The sequence below is a fragment of the Haematobacter massiliensis genome, assembly GCF_000740795.1.
Classification (GTDB): Bacteria; Pseudomonadota; Alphaproteobacteria; order Rhodobacterales; family Rhodobacteraceae; genus Haematobacter; species Haematobacter massiliensis.
Genome location: NZ_JGYG01000020.1, coordinates 25,113 through 43,441 on the forward strand (window position 1 = coordinate 25,113; position 18,329 = coordinate 43,441).

An 18,329-nucleotide genomic window follows, 5' to 3' on the forward strand; every position below is an offset into this window, starting at 1 on the left:
AACGCCTTGAGGCACGCCCGCGCCGCTTTGCTCTCCCGGCCGAAGGGCGTAAGCTCCCCTCATGACCGCCCCCCGATTCATCCATCTCCGCGTCCATTCCGAATATTCGCTCCTCGAAGGGGCGGTGCCGGTGAAGAAACTCGTAAAGCTCTGCGTCGAGGCGGGGATGCCCGCCGTCGCGCTGACCGATACCAACAGCATGTTCGGTGCGCTCGAGTTTTCCACCTTGGCGAGCGGAGCAGGCGTGCAGCCTATCGTCGGCTGTCAGGTGTCGTTGCTGACAGGGGCGGCTGCGCCCGGCCAGAAGGCCCGCCGCACCGCGCCGCTCGTGTTGCTGGCGCAGAACGAGGCAGGCTACCGGAACCTGATGAAGCTCTCCTCCTGTCTCTATCTGGATGCGGGGGGCGAGCTGCCGTCCGTCACCTTGGAGGAGCTGGCGACCCATGCCGAGGGGCTGATCTGCCTGACCGGCGGGCCGGAGGGTGCGGTTGGCCAGCATCTGATCGCCGGTCACCGCGACAAGGCGGAGCTGCTGCTGGAGCAACTGGCGCGCATCTATCCTGACCGTCTGTATGTGGAGCTCCAGCGCCATCCGGGAGAGGGCGGAGCTCCTGCGGCGGCAGAGCGCGCGACGGAGCGGGGTTTCGTGGAAATGGCCTATGCCATGGACCTGCCGCTTGTCGCCACCAACGACGTCTATTTCCCCAAGACCGAGATGTACGAGGCGCATGATGCGATGATCTGCATCGCGGACGGCGCCTACGTCGATCAGCAGGAGCCGCGCCGGAGGCTGACGCCGCAGCATTACTTCAAGTCCGAGGCGGAGATGGTCACGCTCTTCGCCGATCTGCCCGAGGCGGTGGAGAATACGGTGGAGATCGCCCGTCGCTGCGCGTTCAAGGTGAAGAAGCATCCGCCCATCCTGCCGCGCTTTGCCGATGACGAGGTGGAGGAATTGCGCCGTCAGGCGTGGAACGGGCTGCGCGATCGGCTGGCGGTGATCCCGCATTCCGCGAGCGTCGCGGAATATGAGGCGCGGCTGACCTTCGAACTCGACATCATCGAGCAGATGGGCTTCCCCGGCTACTTCCTGATCGTCGCCGACTTCATCAAATGGGCCAAGCAACGCGACATTCCGGTCGGGCCGGGCCGGGGGTCGGGAGCGGGCAGCCTCGTCGCCTATGCGCTGACCATCACCGACCTTGACCCCCTGCGCTACAGCCTGCTGTTCGAACGCTTCCTGAACCCGGAACGGGTGTCGATGCCGGACTTCGACATCGACTTCTGCATGGATCGGCGGGAGGAGGTCATCCGCTACGTTCAGGAGAAATACGGCCGCGACAAGGTGGGCCAGATCATCACCTTTGGCGCCCTGCTGTCGAAGGCCGCGGTGCGCGACGTGGGCCGGGTGCTCCAGATGCCCTATGGGCAGGTGGACCGGCTGTCGAAGATGATCCCGGTGGAGGGGGTGAAACCCGTCTCCATCGCCAAGGCGCTGGCCGATGAGCCGCGCCTGCGCGAAGCGGCGAAGACGGAGGAGGTCGTGGCCCGCCTGCTGCGCTATGCCGAGCAGATCGAGGGACTGCTGCGCAACGCCTCCACCCATGCCGCGGGGGTGGTGATCGGGGATCGGCCGCTCGACGCGCTGGTGCCGCTTTATCAGGATCCGCGGTCGGACATGCCGGCCACCCAGTTCAACATGAAATGGGTGGAAGCGGCCGGGCTGGTGAAGTTCGACTTCCTCGGGCTGAAGACGCTGACCGTGATCCAGAACGCCATCGACCTGATCCTTGCGGGCGGCGGTGAGCTGCACCGCTCCGCCGACGGCCGGGCGCTTTACGCCCCGAAGGAGGGGGCTGCGAACGATATCGGGCATATCCCGCTGGACGACGTGCCGACCTATGAGCTTTATGCCTCCGCCAAGACGGTCGCGGTGTTTCAGGTGGAAAGCTCCGGCATGATGGATGCGCTGCGGCGCATGAAGCCTACCTGCATCGAGGATATCGTGGCGCTGGTCGCGCTCTACCGGCCCGGTCCGATGGAGAACATCCCCACCTATTGCGAGGTGAAGAACGGCCTCCGGCCGATCGAGTCGATCCATCCCTCCATCGACCATATCCTGGCGGAGACGCAGGGCATCATCGTCTATCAGGAACAGGTGATGCAGATCGCGCAGGTCATGGCGGGCTACAGCCTGGGCGGTGCGGACCTGCTGCGCCGCGCCATGGGCAAGAAGATCGCCGAGGAGATGGCGAAGGAGCGGCCCAAGTTCGTCAACGGTGCCGTGGCGAACGGCGTCGACACGAAGAAGGCGGGCGAGGTCTTCGACCTGCTGGAGAAATTCGCGAACTACGGCTTCAACAAGTCGCACGCCGCCGCCTATGCCGTGGTGAGCTACCAGACCGCCTGGCTCAAGGCGAACCATCCGGTGGAGTTCATGGCGGCCGTCATGAACTGCGATATCCACCTGACCGACAAGCTGAACGTCTACAAGCGTGAGGTCGACCGGCTGGGGATCGAGACGGTGCCGCCCTGCGTCAACCGTTCGCTTGCCACCTTCAGCGTGAAGGACGGCCGTGTGGTCTATGCGCTGGGTGCCCTGAAGAACGTCGGGGTGGAGGCGATGCGCGCCATCGTCGAGGCGCGGGGCGACAAGCCCTTCCGCGACCTGTTCGATGTTGCCCGCCGGGTGGACCTGAAGCGCATCGGCAAGCGGCCGCTGGAGATGCTGGCACGGGCAGGGGCCTTCGACACGCTTGACCGCAACCGTCGCCGGGTGTTCGACAGCCTTGATGCGCTGGTCGCTTGGTCCGCCGCGGTGCACGAGGCGCGCGTCTCGGCACAGGTGTCGCTGTTCGGGGAGGCGGGAGACGATCTGCCGGAGCCGCGACTGGTGAACTGCGATGATTGGCTGCCCGTGGAGCGGCTGGCGGAGGAACATCAGGCCATCGGGTTCTATCTCTCCGGCCACCCCTTGGACGACTACATGCCTTCGCTGAAACGCAAGGGCGTGCTCACGCTGGAAGCGCTGTCCCGGCAGGCCGAGCGTGGCCCGACCGTGGCGAAGCTGGCGGGGTCCGTCTCCTCCCGGCAGGAAAGGAAATCGGCCAAGGGGAACCGTTTCGCCTTCGTGCAGCTTTCCGATCCGACAGGACTATACGAGGTGACGGTGTTTTCCGAGACGTTGGAGGCGACGCGGCAGTTTCTGGAGCCTGGGTCGGCGATCGTGCTGACGGTAGAGGCGACGATGGAGGCCGACACCCTGAAACTGTTGGCGCGGGGCGCGGCGCCCATCGACGGTGTGGTGGCCGATGCAGGAACCGCCGGGCTTCGCATCCATCTGGAGGAAGCGCGCGCCGCGCGGTCCGTCGCCGCGCTGTTCGAGCGGATGGCGGAGCAGCGCATCCGCTCCCGCGCACCGATCGAATTCTGTGTGACCGACCCGGAAACGGGCAGGGAGATCGTCATTCGTCTTGGCGATGACTATCCGGTATCTCCGCAGATCAAGGGCGCGATCAAGGCCATCGGAGGGGTGAGCCTTGTCGAGGAAGTCTGACGCGCGCCGGGGCGACGCGGAATGGGACGACGCGGAATGATGCGGGCGGTCTTGATCGGGCTGGCTATCGTCGCTCTGGCTATTGTCGTGGCGATCATCGTTCTGCGCCTTGTCTTTCCGCTGCCCTCCCTGGAGGGGCGAACGGAAACACATGCTGCCGTGCCTTCCGTGGACACGCCGCTGGGCCGGTTCATCGTCGGAGAGGCAGCAGCCCATGGCGAGGAGAGCGGCATACGCCCGCTCTTCAGCGGCCCGGATGCCTTTGCGGTGCGAATGGCGCTGGCCGATGCGGCGGTGCAAACGCTCGATGTGCAGTATTACATCTGGCAGAACGATCTTACCGGTACGCTGCTGCTCGATGCTCTCCGGCGGGCGGCGGAGCGTGGGGTACGGGTACGGCTGCTCGTCGATGACAATGGCGTGCCTGATCTGGATCAGGAACTTGCGGCCCTGAATGCGCTCCCAAATGCCGAAGTACGGCTTTTCAATCCGTTCACGATCCGCAATCCGCGCTGGCTCGGCTACTTCTACGATTTCATCCGGGTGAACCGGAGGATGCACAACAAGTCCTTCACCGCAGACGGGATCGCCACGGTCATCGGCGGACGGAACGTGGGCGACATCTATTTCGAAAGCGGGCCGGACGCGCATTACCTCGATCTCGACGTGCTGGGCGTGGGGCAGGTGGCCAAGGACGTGTCGGTGGATTTCGACGGCTACTGGGCAAGCCCATCGGCCTATCCTGTGGATCGTCTCGTCACACTGCCAGAGGATCCGCGCGCGTTGCTCGATGCCCGGATCGCGGCTGCCCGCAAGGACTCCGCTCACGATGCCTATGTGGCGCGTGTCCATTCCGACCCGGCGGTGGTCGAGCTTCTGGACGGTGTCTTCAACGTGGATTGGGTGCCCGTGAAACTGGTCAGCGACGATCCTGCGAAGGGGCTCGGCAAGAATGACCGAAGCGGGCTGATGGCCGTTCGCCTGGGCGAGATACTCGAAACGCCCCGGCATTCCATTGACCTGATCTCCGCCTACTTCGTGCCGGGAGACCAGTTGTCCCGGCAGTTTGAGAGATGGGCGCGCTCGGGCGTGGCAGTGCGGGTTCTGACCAATTCTCAGGATGCGACGGATGTTCTGCCCGTGCATTCCGGCTACATCAAGCATCGCGAAAGGCTGGCCGAGGCGGGGGTGCAGCTTTACGAGCTGAAGTCGGACGCGGGCAGCACCCAGCGGCGGCAGTCGGAGAACTTCGGCCTCCTTGGTTCGTCCATGACCAGCCTGCACGCCAAGACATTCACCGTCGATGCAAAGCGGATCTTCATCGGCTCGTTCAACTTCGATCCGCGTTCGGCCTATCTGAATACGGAAATGGGGTTTCTGATCGAGAACCCCGAACTTGCGCAGCGCATGGTTAGCGCCTTCGACTCCCAGATCCCCGATGAGGCCTATAGCGTCGCGCTGGAGAATGACCGGATCATCTGGCTGGATCCGGTTCCGGGCGGCGAACCTGTCACCCATCTGACGGAGCCGAACACGACCTGGGTTTCCCGCGCCACTGTCCGGTTCCTGAGCTGGCTCCCGATCGACTGGTTGCTCTAGCCGCCTTCGGAAAAGCTGGGAGTGCTGCGCTCTCCTGTTGGATGGTTCAGGCTGCGAGCGGTTACCGCCCGTCTCGGAGCATGGAACGGCTTCTACGGCGTTCCCCATGCACCCGAGTTGCTCAGCGACCCTGCGCGGATGCGGCATCGAGCCGGAGTTGCATGAGGACGAGATCGAGCCAGCGCCCCTGCCGCACGCCCACCTCCGGCATCATGCCGACATGGGTGAAGCCGAGCTTCTCGTGCAGCGCGATGGAGGCGGCATTGCTTGCCCCGATGGCGCCCACCATCACATGTTTGCCAGAGGCCCGCGCGGCGTCGATCAGCGCCTGCATGAGCGCCCGACCCACGCCGCGGCCGCGCGCTTCCGCTGCGAGATGGACGGAATGCTCCACCGTCAGACGATAACCCGAGAAGGGCCGGAAGTCACCGAAACTGGCATATCCCAGCACGCAGCCCTCTTCCTCCGCCACCAGAACCGGATAGCCCTGAGTGCGGCGGGCGGCGAGCCATTGGGCGCGATTTTCTGCATCCACAGGGGCATCGTTCCAGATGGCATCTGTGGTGGCCAGGATGTCATTATAGATTTCCGCCAGTCGCGGCAGGTCGGCGGGAGTCGCCTCGCGGAGGATCATCGCGTCAGTCTTTCATAAGTGACGGGAAGGGCTTCCAGCCCGTGAAAGTGGTAGACGTCGGCGTAGCGCGGCAGGCTGGAAAACTGAAGCCCCTTCAACCGCGCAAACAGGATGGGCAGAGCGATCTGCAGCTCAAGCCGGGCAAGGGGCGCGCCGACGCAGAAATGAATCCCCGCGCCGAAGGCAAGCTGCGGCCCCGGTGCGCGGCCGGGGTCGAAACGCGCGGGCTCCGGCCAGATGGCGGGGTCGCGGTTCGCGGCGGCGAGCAGACATCCAACCTGATCACCCGGGCGGAAGCGGTGGCCGAACAGCTCCGCCTCCTCCCGGCACCAGCGGGTAAAAAGATGGAGCGGCGGGTCATGGCGCATCACCTCCTCCACCAGAGGAGCGGCGGTCTCCGCCACCGGCACGATGCCCCGTGGCAGAAGCGCGTTGAGCGCGTTGCCGAGGGTGTGGACAGTCGCCTCATGCCCGGCGTTCAGAAGGAGGATGCAGGTGGAGATGAGTTCTTCCGTGGAGAGCTTGTCCCCCGCCTCCTCCGCCGCGATCAGAAGGGAGAGGAGATCGTCGGCAGGCGCGGCACGGCGCTCCTCCACATGTGCGTGGAGGAAGGCCACGAAGTTCTCCGTCGCGGCAATGGCGCGGGCTTCCATCTCTGGCGTGCGCCCCGCCTGATACATGCCCACCATGGCGTTCGACCAGCGGAGCAGATCGTCCGCCCGATCCTCGGGCACGCCCAGAAATCGCGCGATGACGATCACCGGGAGCTTCTGGGCAAAGGCGGGAAGCAGGTCCGCCTCATGTTCCGGCAGCGCGTCGATCAGGTCGTGGCAGAGCGTGGCGATCTCCGGCCCCAGGGCTGCGATCCGCCGCGAGGTGAAGGCGCGCAGCACCAGCCCCCGAAGCCGCGTGTGGCGAGGCGGCTCCAGCTCCAGCATGGAATGGGCCTCCACCGCATAGAAGGGGGCCAGATGCGCCGGGATTTCGGGTGCGAAGCCCGGCGGTGGCTCCCGCCCGAAACGGCGGTCGCGGAGGAGAGCATTCACCTCTCCATGGCCCGCCGCGCAGGGAAGGGCGTAATCCTCCCACAGAAACAGCGGCCCGGCGGCGCGGGCACGATCGTAGAAAGAATAGGGATCCTGCACGAAGGCGGGTTCCGTCGGGGATTGGCGGAGGGCTTTCATCCGGCGGCGGAAAGCGCCTCGACGATGGGGGCGAAATCCTCCGCCTTCAACGAGGCGCCGCCGACCAGCGCCCCATTGACATTCGCGATGGCGAAGACGCTCGTGCAGTTGCTGGCCTTCACCGAGCCGCCATAGAGCAGCCGCATCCCGTTGCCCGCCGATCCGTAGCGGATGGCAAGGCGGCTGCGCAGGAAGGCGTGGACTTCCGCGATCTCGGTGACGGTGGGGGTGCGGCCGGTGCCGATGGCCCAGACGGGTTCATAGGCGATGACCGTATTCTCCGCCGTGGCGTCGTCCGGGAGCGAGCCTTCGAGCTGTCGTCCGATGACGTTCAGCGTTCCGCCCGCGTCCCGCTCTTCCTCTGTTTCGCCGACACAGACGATGGTGATGAGGCCGGCCGACCATGCGGCCTGCACCTTGCCGCGGACAACCTCGTCCGTCTCGCCATGGTCGCTGCGGCGCTCGGAATGGCCGAGGATCACATATGTCGCACCGGCATCGGCCAGCATCTCGGCGGAGATGTCACCGGTATGCGCGCCGGAGGTCAGCCAGTGGCAATCCTGCCCGCCGACAGCGATGGCGCCCTCGGCCTTGTGGACAAGCGGCGAGATCAGCGTGGCAGGGGGACAGATCAGCACGTCGCATCCCGGGTCCGGGCAAGCGGCGATCAGCCGGTCCACCTCAGCCAGAGAGGTTCGAGTGCCGTTCATCTTCCAGTTACCCGCTGCGAGCTTCCGCATACCGTCTCTCCGTCATGGCTTTGCTCCAGCAATAGGCGATCACCGGACGGCGCGAAAGCACCCCCTTCGACGGAGGCCGCGATTGCGCCTTTGCGCTGCTTCGGCTATGCGCGGGCGCATGTCACAGAACCGCGCCGCCCTTCCGCCCGAAATCGCCCGCCGCCGCACGTTTGCGATCATCTCGCACCCGGACGCCGGCAAGACGACGCTGACCGAGAAGTTCCTGCTGTTCGGCGGGGCGATCCAGATGGCGGGTCAGGTCCGGGCAAAGGGAGAGGCCCGGCGCACGCGGTCGGACTTCATGAAGATGGAGCAGGACCGGGGCATCTCCGTTTCGGCCTCCGCCATGTCGTTCGATTACCGGGAATTCCGGTTCAATCTCGTGGACACGCCCGGCCACTCCGATTTCTCGGAGGATACCTATCGCACGCTGACGGCGGTGGACGCGGCGATCATGGTGATCGACGGGGCGAAGGGCGTGGAAAGCCAGACGCGGAAGCTGTTCGAGGTCTGCCGCCTGCGCGACCTGCCGATCCTGACCTTCTGCAACAAGATGGACCGGGAAAGCCGCGACACCTTCGAGATCATCGACGAGATTCAGGAAAACCTCGCCATCGATGTATGTCCGGCCAGTTGGCCCATCGGAATCGGGCGCGATTTCCTTGGCTGTTACGATATCCTGCACGACCGGCTGGAACTGATGGACCGGGCCGACCGGAACCGGGTGGCAGAGTCGATCAAGATCAGCGGGCTGGATGACCCGAAACTGGCCGATCATGTTCCTGCCGAGCTGCTGGCGAAGCTGCGCGAGGAGCTGGAGATGGCGCGCGAGCTGCTGCCTGCCTTCGACCGGGAGTCTCTGCTGAACGGGTCTCTCACGCCGATCTGGTTCGGCTCCGCGATCAATTCCTTTGGCGTGAAGGAGCTGATGGACGGCATGGGCGAGTGGGGCCCGGAGCCGCAGCCGCAGAAAGCACTGGAGCGGCAGATCCTGCCCGAGGAAACCGCCGTGACCGGCTTTGTCTTCAAGGTGCAGGCGAACATGGACCCGAAGCATCGGGACCGGGTGGCCTTCGTGCGGCTCGCATCGGGGCATTTCGAGCGGGGGATGAAGCTTCTGCACGTGCGGACGAAGAAACCGATGGCGGTGTCAAACCCTGTCCTGTTCCTTGCCGCCGACCGGGAGTTGGCGGAGGAAGGCTGGGCGGGGGACATCATCGGCATCCCGAACCACGGGCAGCTCCGCATCGGAGACGCGCTGACGGAAGGGGAGGCGCTGCATTTCACCGGCATCCCCTCCTTCGCGCCGGAACTGCTGCAGACCGTGCGCGCCGGCGATCCGATGAAGGCAAAGCATCTTGAAAAGGCGCTGATGCAGTTCGCAGAGGAGGGCGCGGCAAAGGTCTTCAAACCGATGATCGGCTCCGGCTTCATCGTCGGCGTGGTTGGGGCACTGCAGTTCGAGGTACTGGCGAGCAGGATCGAACAGGAGTACTCCCTGCCCGTGCGGTTCGAAGGGTCTCAGTTCACCTCCGCCCGCTGGGTCTCCGGCCCGAAAGCGGAACTGGAGCGGTTCGTCAACATCAACAAGGGCCACATCGCCGAGGATCACGATGGTGATGTGGTGTTCATGACGCGGCTGCAATGGGACATCGACCGGGTGCAGCGCGACTTCCCCGAGTTGAAGCTCACCGCGACGAAGGAGATGATGGTCTGACGTTCAGACCGCATCCGTCCAGACGCGGAACCCTTTCAGCTCATGCGGGCCATAGCTGGCGAGCATGGGGACGTCCGCCGCGTCCCGGCCACGTGCGATGACGATGCGCCCGATGCGCCGCTGGTTGTTGCGGGGGTCGAAGGTCCACCAGCGATTGCCGAGCCACACCTCTATCCACGCGGAGAAATCCATCGGACTGGCCTGGGGCGGTATTCCGATATCGCCGAGATACCCATTCACATAGCGCGCAGGAATGTTCAGCGCACGGCAGAAGGTGATGGCGAGATGGGCGAAATCACGGCACACTCCGGTGCCATGTGCGAGGGTCTCGGATGCGGTTCGCGTGGAACTCGCGCGCCCATAGTCAAAAGCCACCTGCGACTTGCCGTAGTCCAGTATTGCCTGAACCCGGCTTCTGCCTGGCGGGAGATTTCCGAACAGATCCCAGGCGCGCTGGCTCATCGTGTCGGTTTCGCAATATCGTGAGCCGGTGAGGTAATAGAGCGCCTCTGGCGGGAGGGCAGACACGGGCATTTCCGCAGCACTCTCATCCGCGGGATCGAGAAGGCCGTTATCGCGGATCAGCCCGTCAAGCAGGATGGTCGTGTCGCCCGCCGGCGCGGTAAAGCGGCGGCAGATGTTGCCATGGGTGTCCAGATAGGTCTCGACGTCGCCTATCCCGCCGCGAACTTCTGCTGCCACGGGGGTCAGCAGATCTGTCTGTCGTTCGGGGTGGACGTCCAGCATCGCCACAACAGGAGTTGGCGCGCTGCAACCGATGATCAGTTCACAGCCAAAACGGATGGTGAGGGGATGCCGGACGTCCAACAAGATCAGCCTTTCCGCGCTTCCATGCTGATCTCCGCCTTGAACAGCTTGGAGACGGGGCAGCCGGTTTCAGCTTCCTTGGCGGCAGCGACAAGGGTCTCCTCATCCGCATCCGCCCGGATCACGACGACGAGATGCGCCTTGGAGATGGCGCCCTGGCTCGGGTCCAGCGTGATCTTGGACGTGGTGTCGATCTCATGGGGAGTAATCCCCTTTTTCCCAAGAATGCTGGCAAGCGCCATTGAGAAGCAGCCGGCATGGGCAGCGCCGAGAAGCTCCTCCGGGTTTGTACCGCCGCCTTGCTCGAACCGTGTCGCATAGCTGTAGGACTTGTCGGTCAACGCATTGCTCTGCGTGCTGATGGAGCCGTGGCCTTCCTTCAGCGATCCGTTCCAGACGGCGGTGCCATATTTCTCGATCATGCGAACTCTCCTTATTGCGGGACAACGCGGTGCCCCGCTCATTGGTTTCACCGGCGCGGGCATCCGGCAAGCGGCGAATGCGGTCGCTGAGGAGCATCTGGGCCGCTATTGTTGACCTTCCAGTGTAATTACTGTAAGGAATTTTGTCCGCGCCTGCGGACCCAAGCCGGGGCGCATGGAACGGCGTCCTCATGACCGCGCGGCCCGATGCCGCCGAACCACTGGACGCCAATGACAAAATTTTCAGATCTCAATCTCGACCCGAAGGTGCTCCGTGCCGTCGAAGAGGCGGGCTATGAGACACCGACCCCCATTCAGGAAGGAGCCATCCCGCCCGCTCTCGAAGGGCGTGACGTGCTGGGCATCGCTCAGACCGGTACCGGGAAAACCGCTTCCTTCACCTTGCCGCTCATCACCCGGCTTGACAAGGGCCGTGCCCGCGCGCGGATGCCGCGGAGCCTCGTGCTTGCGCCCACGCGGGAACTGGCGGCGCAGGTGGCCGACAATTTCGATGTCTACGCCAAGTACACCAAGCTGACCAAGGCGCTGCTGATCGGCGGCGTCTCCTTCGGGGAGCAGGACAAGCTCATCGACCGGGGTGTGGACGTTCTGATCGCCACGCCGGGGCGGCTTCTCGACCATTTCGAACGCGGCAAGCTGCTGCTGACCGGTGTGCAGATGATGGTGGTCGATGAGGCGGACCGGATGCTGGACATGGGCTTCATCCCGGATATCGAGCGCATCTTCTCTCTCACGCCCTTTACCCGGCAGACGCTGTTCTATTCTGCCACGATGGCGCCGGAGATCGAGCGGATCACCAAGACGTTCCTCTCCAACCCGGTCCGGGTGGAGGTAGCGCGTCAGGCCACGACATCCGAAACGATCGAGCAGGGGCTGGTCGAGTTCAAGCCGAGCCGCAAGGACCGGGCCGTGGTCTTCAAGGAGAAGCGCGCCGTCCTGCGCGGCCTGCTGCGGCAGGAAGGCGCGTCCTGCACCAACGCGATCATCTTCTGCAACCGCAAGATGGACGTGGATGTGCTGGCGAAATCGCTGAAGCAGCATGGGTTCAATGCCTCCCCGATTCACGGCGATCTGGAGCAACGGCAGCGGATGCAGACGCTCGACGGCTTCCGCGACGGCTCGATCAACATTCTCGTGGCCTCGGATGTGGCGGCGCGGGGTCTGGACATTCCGGCGGTGAGCCATGTGTTCAACTTTGACGTACCGAGCCACCCGGAGGACTACGTTCACCGCATCGGGCGGACGGGGCGGGCCGGGCGGAAGGGCAAGGCCTTCACCATCGCGGTGCCGTCTGACGACAAGTATCTTGCCAATGTGGAGAGCCTGATCAAGCAGCCGATCCCGCGCATCGAGAATCCGATCTCCATCGCTGCGGTCGAGGAGAACGAGGCTGCCAGCGAGCCGCGGAAGGAAAAACCCACCCGCACCCGCACCCGTGGCGGTCGCCGCAAGGCGGACGCCGTGGAGCCTGTGGAAACGCCCCAGACCGAAGCGCCGATCCGCGCCGAAAAGCCCAAGGCCAAGCCGGCCCCTGCGGAGGAGCCAGCCGTGACAGCAGAAGCCCCCTCGCGTGAGGAAAAGCCGCGCCGGTCCCGTGAGGATCGTCGCGACCGGAAGGACCGGCGGGATGACGCGCCCGTCGTCGGTATGGGTGACCACGTGCCGGAGTTCATGCTCCGCTCCTTTGCTACGCCTTCGGGCAACTGACCGAAGCCCAGCCCGCTGCCGTTGCAGGCCCAAGCGCCTGCGCCGCGCGGCTGGCCTTCCGCGCTGCCGGATGCTACCCCTGCTCCAAGCAAGTGAGGGAGAAGCGGATGGATTTGGGTATTCGGGGCAGGAGGGCGCTGGTCTGCGCCTCATCGAAAGGGCTTGGGCGGGGCTGTGCCGAGGCTTTGGCTGAGGCCGGGGTGAACCTCATCCTGAACGCGCGGGGCGCGGAGGCACTTGAGGCGACTGCTGCCCATATCCGCGACCGCTACGATGTCGAGGTCACGACCGTCGCCGCCGATATCGTTGATGCCGAAGGGCGCGCGCGGGTGCTGGAGGCCACGGGGCAGGCGGATATCCTCGTCACCAATGCGGGCGGTCCGCCCCCCGGTGTCTGGACGGACTGGTCCCGCGATGACTTCATCAAGGCGCTTGATGCGAACCTTCTCACTCCGGTAGCGCTGATGCAGGCACTGGTGCCCGGTATGGCGGAACGTGGCTGGGGCAGGGTGGTGAACATCACCTCGCAGTCCGTCCGTGCACCTATTGCGGCGCTGGGTCTGTCCAACACGGCGCGGACTGGGCTGACCGGCTTTGTCGCCGGCACGTCCCGGCAGGTCGCGGGCAAAGGCGTTGCCATCAACAATCTGCTTCCCGGCATCCACGATACGGACCGGGCGACAGCGCTCGACGGTGGCATGGCCAAGCAGGCGGGGATTTCCGTCGCGGAGGCCCGTCAGCGCCGCTATGCCAGCATTCCCGCCGGACGATACGGTACTGCAGAGGAATTCGGCGCCGCCTGTGCCTTCCTTTGTTCCCAGTATGCTGGCTTCTTCATCGGGCAGAACTTCATGCCGGATGGCGGCCTGAACAACCTGACAATGTGAAGGGTGATTCCCCCTCTCTGCGGAAGCTGGCGACAGCGTCCGCAGACCCTCATCTGGCGCATCGCACGTGCGATACATGCTTTTTTCAGTCTTTTCAGCTATCCAGCGACTGAACGATTTTCCGTGATTATGCCCTTGTAGGGGCTTTGAAACGACAAAAGGGGGGAGTAAGTCTGTCAGTCAGCACGTTAACACCCGGCCTTGGGAACGGGAAAATGGGCGTAGTGTCGCCTCAGAAGGAGTAAGCCATGGGTCGTTTCGGAGTAACCGAAATCCTCATCATCGGTGTGGTGCTGCTGGTGCTCTTCGGGCGCGGTAAGGTGTCCTCGCTGATGGGGGAAATCGGCAAGGGCATCACCGCTTTCAAAAAAGGGGTGAAAGACGGGTCGGATGAGATTGAATCCGCTTCCGCCGCTTCGGCGCGTGACGTAACGCCCGGAACCACCCCGGAGCAGGAAAAGACCAAGGTCTGATCCCGCGAACCTGAAGGCAGCGGAAGATGTTCGACATCGGCTGGAGCGAACTCGTCCTGATCGGCATTGTGGCGCTGATCGTGGTGGGGCCTAAGGATTTGCCTGCCATGTTCCGTACACTGGGCCGTGTGACGGCCAAGGGACGCATGATGGCGCGGGATTTCCAGCGCGCCATGGAAGATGCAGCGGACGATGCCGGGCTGAAGGATATTCAGCGCGACCTGAATTCCATTCGCTCGCCCATGCAGTCGGGTCTCGATGCGGTCAATCGCAAGCTGGACAGCTGGGATGACCGTTCCCGCGCAAACCGGGCGACCGCGTCTAGTGTGACCACCCCTTCGGCGGCGAATGGAACTGCGCCCCCCGCTGCCGCCCCGGTGCCCCCCGCCGTTACCGCGCCGCTGGAGACGCCGGCCAGCACGCAGGGCGATGATCCTGCGGCGGTTGAGCCGCATGCGGCAATACCCGAACCCGTATCCGAACCCGCCTTGGTGAAAACCTCGGCCGAAATCCCCGGAGACGGGACCAAAGTATGAAGTCCGAAGATATCGACGATTCCTCCGCCCCGCTGATCGAACATCTGGCGGAACTGAGAAAGCGGCTCATCTGGTCGGCGCTCGCCTTCGTGGCGGCGATGTTTCTGGCGTTTACCGTCTGGAACCCGATTTTCAACTTCCTGACCTGGCCTGTTTGCGGCGCCCTCGCGGAACGGGGTCAGGATTGCGGGCTTGTCCTCATCAAGCTGCAGGAAGGCTTTTTCGTCGCCATCAAGATTTCGATGTTCGGCGGTCTGTTCCTGTCATTCCCGATCATCGCCTATCAGCTCTGGCGCTTTGTCGCGCCCGGGCTTTACCGGTCGGAGAAGGCCGCTTTCCTGCCCTTCCTGATCGCATCTCCGGTGATGTTCCTCATCGGAGCGGCTTTCGCCTTTTTCGTGGTCATTCCGATCGCGTTCAATTTCTTTCTGACCTTCCAGCAGGTCGGAACACCCGGCGTGCCGGTTCCGGCGGAACCGGGCAGTGTCACGCCGCATACCGCAGGCATCACCTTCCAGGGATCCGTTGCGGAATATCTGTCCCTGACTATCAGTTTCGTGACGGCATTCGGCCTGTGCTTCCAGCTTCCGGTGCTGCTGGTGCTGATGGGCAAGGCCGGACTGATCAGCTCCCGCGGGCTTGCCAGCGTCCGGCGTTATGCGGTCGTGGCCATCCTTATCGTGGCGGCGGTCGCCACGCCGCCGGATGTCATGAGTCAGATCATCCTGTTTGCCGCGATCTATCCTCTCTATGAAATCTCCATCTACCTTATCCGTCGCATCGAGCGCCGGAGAGAGGCGGAGTTGAAGGCGGAGGGACTCTGGGTCGACGATGAGGAAGACGGGAAGGACAACGCATGACGGCGCAGGCGCTCGAACGGATTGCTGCGGCTCTGGAGCGCCTGAGCCCGCCGCCTGCCGCACTCCCGGATTTCACGATCGCCGATGCTTTCGTGTGGCATGTCGGGCCTGACCGTCTCGAACCAGTGCCCCACGTCGCGCGCGTGGACCTTTCACTTCTGATCGGTGTCAACCGGGCGCGGGACATCCTGCTGGAAAACACGCTGCAATTCGCCCGGGGGCTATCGGCCAACAATGCCCTACTCTGGGGTGCGCGGGGGATGGGGAAGTCCAGCCTTGTGAAGGCTGTCCATGCCGAGGTCCGGCGTCAGGGCCGGCCGCTGAAACTGGTCGAGGTGCAGCGCGAAGACCTGCCCTCCCTGTCGAGGCTACTGAACCTCCTGCGCGGGTCCAAGGAGCGGTTTCTTCTGTTCTGCGACGATCTTTCCTTTAGTCACGACGATCAGCACTACAAATCCCTGAAGGCGGTTCTGGACGGCGGTATCGAGGGTCGCCCCGAGAACGTGCTGTTCTATGCCACCTCCAACCGGCGTCACCTGATGCCGCGCGACATGATAGAGAACGAGCGCTCCACCGCGATCAACCCCGGTGAGGCGGTTGAGGAGAAGGTCTCTCTCTCCGACAGGTTCGGCCTGTGGCTCGGCTTTCATCCCTGCGATCAGGACGAGTATCTGGCCATGATCCGCGGCTATTGCGACGCGTATGGCGTGTCCGTGGCCGAGGATGAACTGCGGGCCGAGGCTATTGAATGGCAGGCCACGCGCGGAGGCCGGTCCGGGCGCGTCGCATGGCAGTTCTTCACGGACCTCGCCGGCCGCAAGGGCGTTCCGCTGCAGACCTGAAGAAACGCTTTTCTCCTGACATATAAAATGCTTACCTGCTTTCCGTAGCAGGGGAGGCCCCAGGTGGACAGGCTTGAAGCCGATCGGATGTTCGTGTCGGTGATCGAGGCGGGAAGCTTTGCCCGTGGTGCCGAACGGCTGGGGGTCAGCCCCGGACAGGCGTCGAAGCTGATCGGCAAGCTGGAGCAGGATCTTGGCGTGCGCCTCCTGCACCGCACCACGCGCGCCCTTCATCCGACGGATGCAGGCCGCGCCTACTACGACGGACTTCGCGATCTGTTGGTGGAGTTCGATGCGCTCGATGCCGCGGTGCGCAACGCCTCTCAGACCGCAGCAGGACGTGTCCGTGCCTCCGTGCCGTTGTCTTTCGGAGTATCCGCGCTCACGCCGGTACTGCTTCGCTTCGCGCGAGCCTATCCGGAAATCCTGCTCGACGTGTCCTATACCGACCGACAGGTCAATCTGGTGGAGGAGGGCTACGATGTTGCCGTCCGTATCGGGCGCATCGGTGATTCCCCCTCATTGATCGGGCGCAGGCTGTCCGAGACGCGGCTTCTGCGTTGCGCGGCTCCTCATTATCTCGCCGATCACCCCCGGCCCGAGGTGCCGGACGACCTGCGTGATCATCGCTGTATTCTGGACACCAATATGGCGGACCCCTTCCGGTGGAAGTTCCGTGACCCCCGGACGGGGGAGGGGCTGGAATGTCCTGTCACCGGCCGCCTTCGTTTTGCCAATGCGGAAGCGTGCCTGCGGGCCGCCGAGGCGGGGGAGGGTGTCGCGTCAGTTCCGGCCTTTCTTGCCATGGAGAGCGTTCGCGGTGGTCGCGTCACGCCCCTGCTGGAAACGTGGGAGCCAGAAGCGCTCCCCATCTTTGCGCTCTATCCGCAGGGACGGCACCTCGCGCGGAAAGTGCGGGTTCTGCTTGATTTTCTTGTGGCGGAGTTTCGGGTGCCAGCGTGGCAATAATTTCCACATTGGAATGAATATCCCGCCGACATCGTCATTTATTGCCGTGACGGATGTCGCCATATTCCCTGCATGAAATCGAATCCTTGAGGATCTGTCATGCTGGATATCCGAACCGCACCCTATGCCGCGTTCCTGCTTCGCGTCACTTTGGGTGTCCTGTTTCTCGCCCATGCCGGGCTGAAGCTGTTTGTGTTCACCCCCGCGGGAACCGCCCAGTTCTTCACATCACTCGGCCTCCCGGGGGGACTGGCCTACATTACCATCGCCTGGGAACTTGTCGGCGCCGTGGCGCTTATTCTCGGCGTTTATGCGAGGTGGGTGGCTCTCATCATGATCCTGCCCCTGATCGGCGCGATCGCGACCGTCCATGGCCCTGCGGGATTCTTCTTCACAAACCCGAATGGCGGCTGGGAGTTTCTTGCGCTGTGGATCGTGGCTCTGCTGGCCGTCGCGCTGATTGGTGATGGCGCATTTGCCGTGAAAGCCTCGCGTACGACGACAGAGGGGAGAGTATGATGACATCTGAACATGGTCCTGACCGTGACCCGGTGAGTGTCGATAGCGTCATTCTCCGCGTCCGGGACTTGGAAGCCGTCACGCGCTTTTACGAGCAGGTTGTCGGTCTGTCGGTGCTCACCAAGGATGGTGAGGGTGCTGTTCTGGGAGCCGCAGGGCGCGCCCTGCTCGAACTGCGCAACGATCCGAGCGCACGGCCGAGGGTACCGCAGGAGGCCGGCCTGTTTCATACGGCCTTTCTCCTGCCTGACCGCGGCGCTCTGGGAGGATGGTTGCGCCATGTCGCGGAGCTTCAGATACCCCTGCAAGGCCTCTCCGATCACTTGGTTAGCGAAGCTGCCTATCTGGCAGACCCTGAGGGGAATGGCATCGAAATCTATGCCGACCGTCCGCGAAGCGTCTGGCAGTGGCGGAACGGAGAGGTCGCGATGACCACCGAACGGATGGATGTCGCCGCCGTCCTGGAGGCCGCGACGCCCTGGGCGGGCGCGCCGGAGGGAACGATGATCGGACATGTGCATCTGCAGGTCGGGGCGCTGCCGGAGGCAGAGGCGTTCTATGCGGGCCAACTTGGCTTCGACATTACCACCCATTACCCCGGCGCCACGTTCTATGCGACCGGCGGCTATCATCATCACCTCGCGACGAACGTCTGGAACAGCCGCGGGGCAGGGGTAAGGCAGCGCCCTTCCACCGGGCTCGAAGAAGTCCGCCTCGCAGTGAGAGAACCCGACCGCATGAAAGGGGCGGAATTGCTGTATCTGGACGACCCTTGGGGGACCACGATTCGTCTTGGCCTCACAGAGTGACGCGTATCTTTGTCTGTGTTTTGTAA

At 64.0% G+C, this 18,329-nt stretch carries 17 protein-coding genes; 12 read left to right on the top strand and 5 right to left on the bottom strand.

Going from position 1 to position 18,329, the window contains the following annotated elements:
• Positions 1–61: 61 nt before the first annotated feature.
• On the top strand, positions 62–3,556 hold the full coding sequence (dnaE, locus tag CN97_RS18165; RefSeq protein WP_035714513.1) for a DNA polymerase III subunit alpha: 3,495 nt from the start codon (positions 62–64) through the stop codon (positions 3,554–3,556).
• A 21-nt stretch (positions 3,557–3,577) separates the two neighbouring features.
• On the top strand, positions 3,578–5,155 hold the full coding sequence (locus CN97_RS18170) for a phospholipase D family protein (protein WP_217872245.1): 1,578 nt from the start codon (positions 3,578–3,580) through the stop codon (positions 5,153–5,155).
• 121 nt (positions 5,156–5,276) lie between these two features.
• Here the strand turns inward: CN97_RS18170 and CN97_RS18175 are convergent, their stop codons facing one another.
• Genes CN97_RS18175 through tpiA form a run of 3 tightly spaced genes read right to left on the bottom strand, consistent with a single transcriptional unit; the run spans position 5,277 to position 7,713 of the window.
• The gene (locus CN97_RS18175; protein WP_035714515.1) at positions 5,277–5,789 is read right to left on the bottom strand and encodes a GNAT family N-acetyltransferase; all 513 of its coding nucleotides are present in this window, start codon (positions 5,787–5,789) and stop codon (positions 5,277–5,279) included.
• On the bottom strand, positions 5,786–6,973 hold the full coding sequence (locus CN97_RS18180) for a cytochrome P450 (RefSeq protein WP_035714517.1): 1,188 nt from the start codon (positions 6,971–6,973) through the stop codon (positions 5,786–5,788). The genes CN97_RS18175 and CN97_RS18180 overlap by 4 nt, the downstream gene beginning before the upstream one ends.
• Positions 6,970–7,713 (bottom strand): triose-phosphate isomerase, encoded by a 744-nt coding sequence (tpiA, locus tag CN97_RS18185; RefSeq protein ID WP_035714521.1) that lies wholly within the window; start codon positions 7,711–7,713, stop codon positions 6,970–6,972. Before tpiA ends, CN97_RS18180 begins: the two co-directional genes overlap by 4 nt.
• A 118-nt stretch (positions 7,714–7,831) precedes the next feature.
• On the opposite strand from tpiA, the gene CN97_RS18190 reads away from it, so the two are divergent.
• Complete coding sequence (locus CN97_RS18190) at positions 7,832–9,430, top strand: peptide chain release factor 3 (RefSeq protein WP_035714552.1); 1,599 nt, start codon at positions 7,832–7,834, stop codon at positions 9,428–9,430.
• Between the two features lie 3 nt (positions 9,431–9,433).
• Here CN97_RS18190 and CN97_RS18195 read toward each other — a convergent pair whose 3' ends face one another.
• Positions 9,434–10,177, bottom strand: coding sequence for a transglutaminase-like domain-containing protein (locus CN97_RS18195; RefSeq protein ID WP_084684257.1), 744 nt, complete (start codon positions 10,175–10,177; stop codon positions 9,434–9,436).
• Between the two features lie 86 nt (positions 10,178–10,263).
• A complete protein-coding gene (locus CN97_RS18200) occupies positions 10,264–10,680 on the bottom strand; it encodes an OsmC family peroxiredoxin (protein ID WP_207391645.1) in 417 nt (138 codons plus the stop codon).
• A gap of 231 nt (positions 10,681–10,911) precedes the next feature.
• Between CN97_RS18200 and CN97_RS18205 the strand changes: the two genes are divergently transcribed.
• The 9 genes from CN97_RS18205 (at position 10,912) to CN97_RS18245 (ending at position 18,303) form a co-directional block, all read left to right on the top strand.
• Complete coding sequence (locus tag CN97_RS18205) at positions 10,912–12,408, top strand: DEAD/DEAH box helicase (RefSeq protein WP_035714523.1); 1,497 nt, start codon at positions 10,912–10,914, stop codon at positions 12,406–12,408.
• A gap of 107 nt (positions 12,409–12,515) precedes the next feature.
• Positions 12,516–13,295: an SDR family oxidoreductase gene (locus tag CN97_RS18210; RefSeq protein WP_035714526.1), complete on the top strand. Its 780-nt coding sequence runs from the start codon at positions 12,516–12,518 to the stop codon at positions 13,293–13,295.
• A gap of 248 nt (positions 13,296–13,543) precedes the next feature.
• Positions 13,544–13,768: a twin-arginine translocase TatA/TatE family subunit gene (locus CN97_RS18215; RefSeq protein WP_035714528.1), complete on the top strand. Its 225-nt coding sequence runs from the start codon at positions 13,544–13,546 to the stop codon at positions 13,766–13,768.
• Positions 13,769–13,794: 26 nt separating this feature from the next.
• A complete protein-coding gene (gene tatB / locus CN97_RS18220) occupies positions 13,795–14,304 on the top strand; it encodes a Sec-independent protein translocase protein TatB (protein ID WP_035714530.1) in 510 nt (169 codons plus the stop codon).
• On the top strand, positions 14,301–15,164 hold the full coding sequence (tatC, locus tag CN97_RS18225; protein WP_035714532.1) for a twin-arginine translocase subunit TatC: 864 nt from the start codon (positions 14,301–14,303) through the stop codon (positions 15,162–15,164). The genes tatB and tatC overlap by 4 nt, the downstream gene beginning before the upstream one ends.
• Positions 15,161–16,006 carry an ATP-binding protein gene (locus tag CN97_RS18230; RefSeq protein WP_035714534.1) on the top strand — a complete coding sequence of 282 codons (846 nt, stop codon included), beginning with the start codon at positions 15,161–15,163 and terminating at the stop codon, positions 16,004–16,006. Before tatC ends, CN97_RS18230 begins: the two co-directional genes overlap by 4 nt.
• Before the next feature lie 63 nt (positions 16,007–16,069).
• Positions 16,070–16,975, top strand: a complete 906-nt coding sequence (locus CN97_RS18235) for a LysR family transcriptional regulator (protein WP_035714536.1) — start codon at positions 16,070–16,072, stop codon at positions 16,973–16,975.
• 99 nt (positions 16,976–17,074) lie between these two features.
• Entirely contained in the window at positions 17,075–17,494 is a 420-nt protein-coding gene (locus CN97_RS18240; RefSeq protein WP_035714540.1) for a DoxX family protein, read from the top strand.
• Complete coding sequence (locus tag CN97_RS18245) at positions 17,494–18,303, top strand: VOC family protein (RefSeq protein WP_088217499.1); 810 nt, start codon at positions 17,494–17,496, stop codon at positions 18,301–18,303. Before CN97_RS18240 ends, CN97_RS18245 begins: the two co-directional genes overlap by 1 nt.
• The last annotated feature ends 26 nt before the right edge of the window (positions 18,304–18,329 follow it).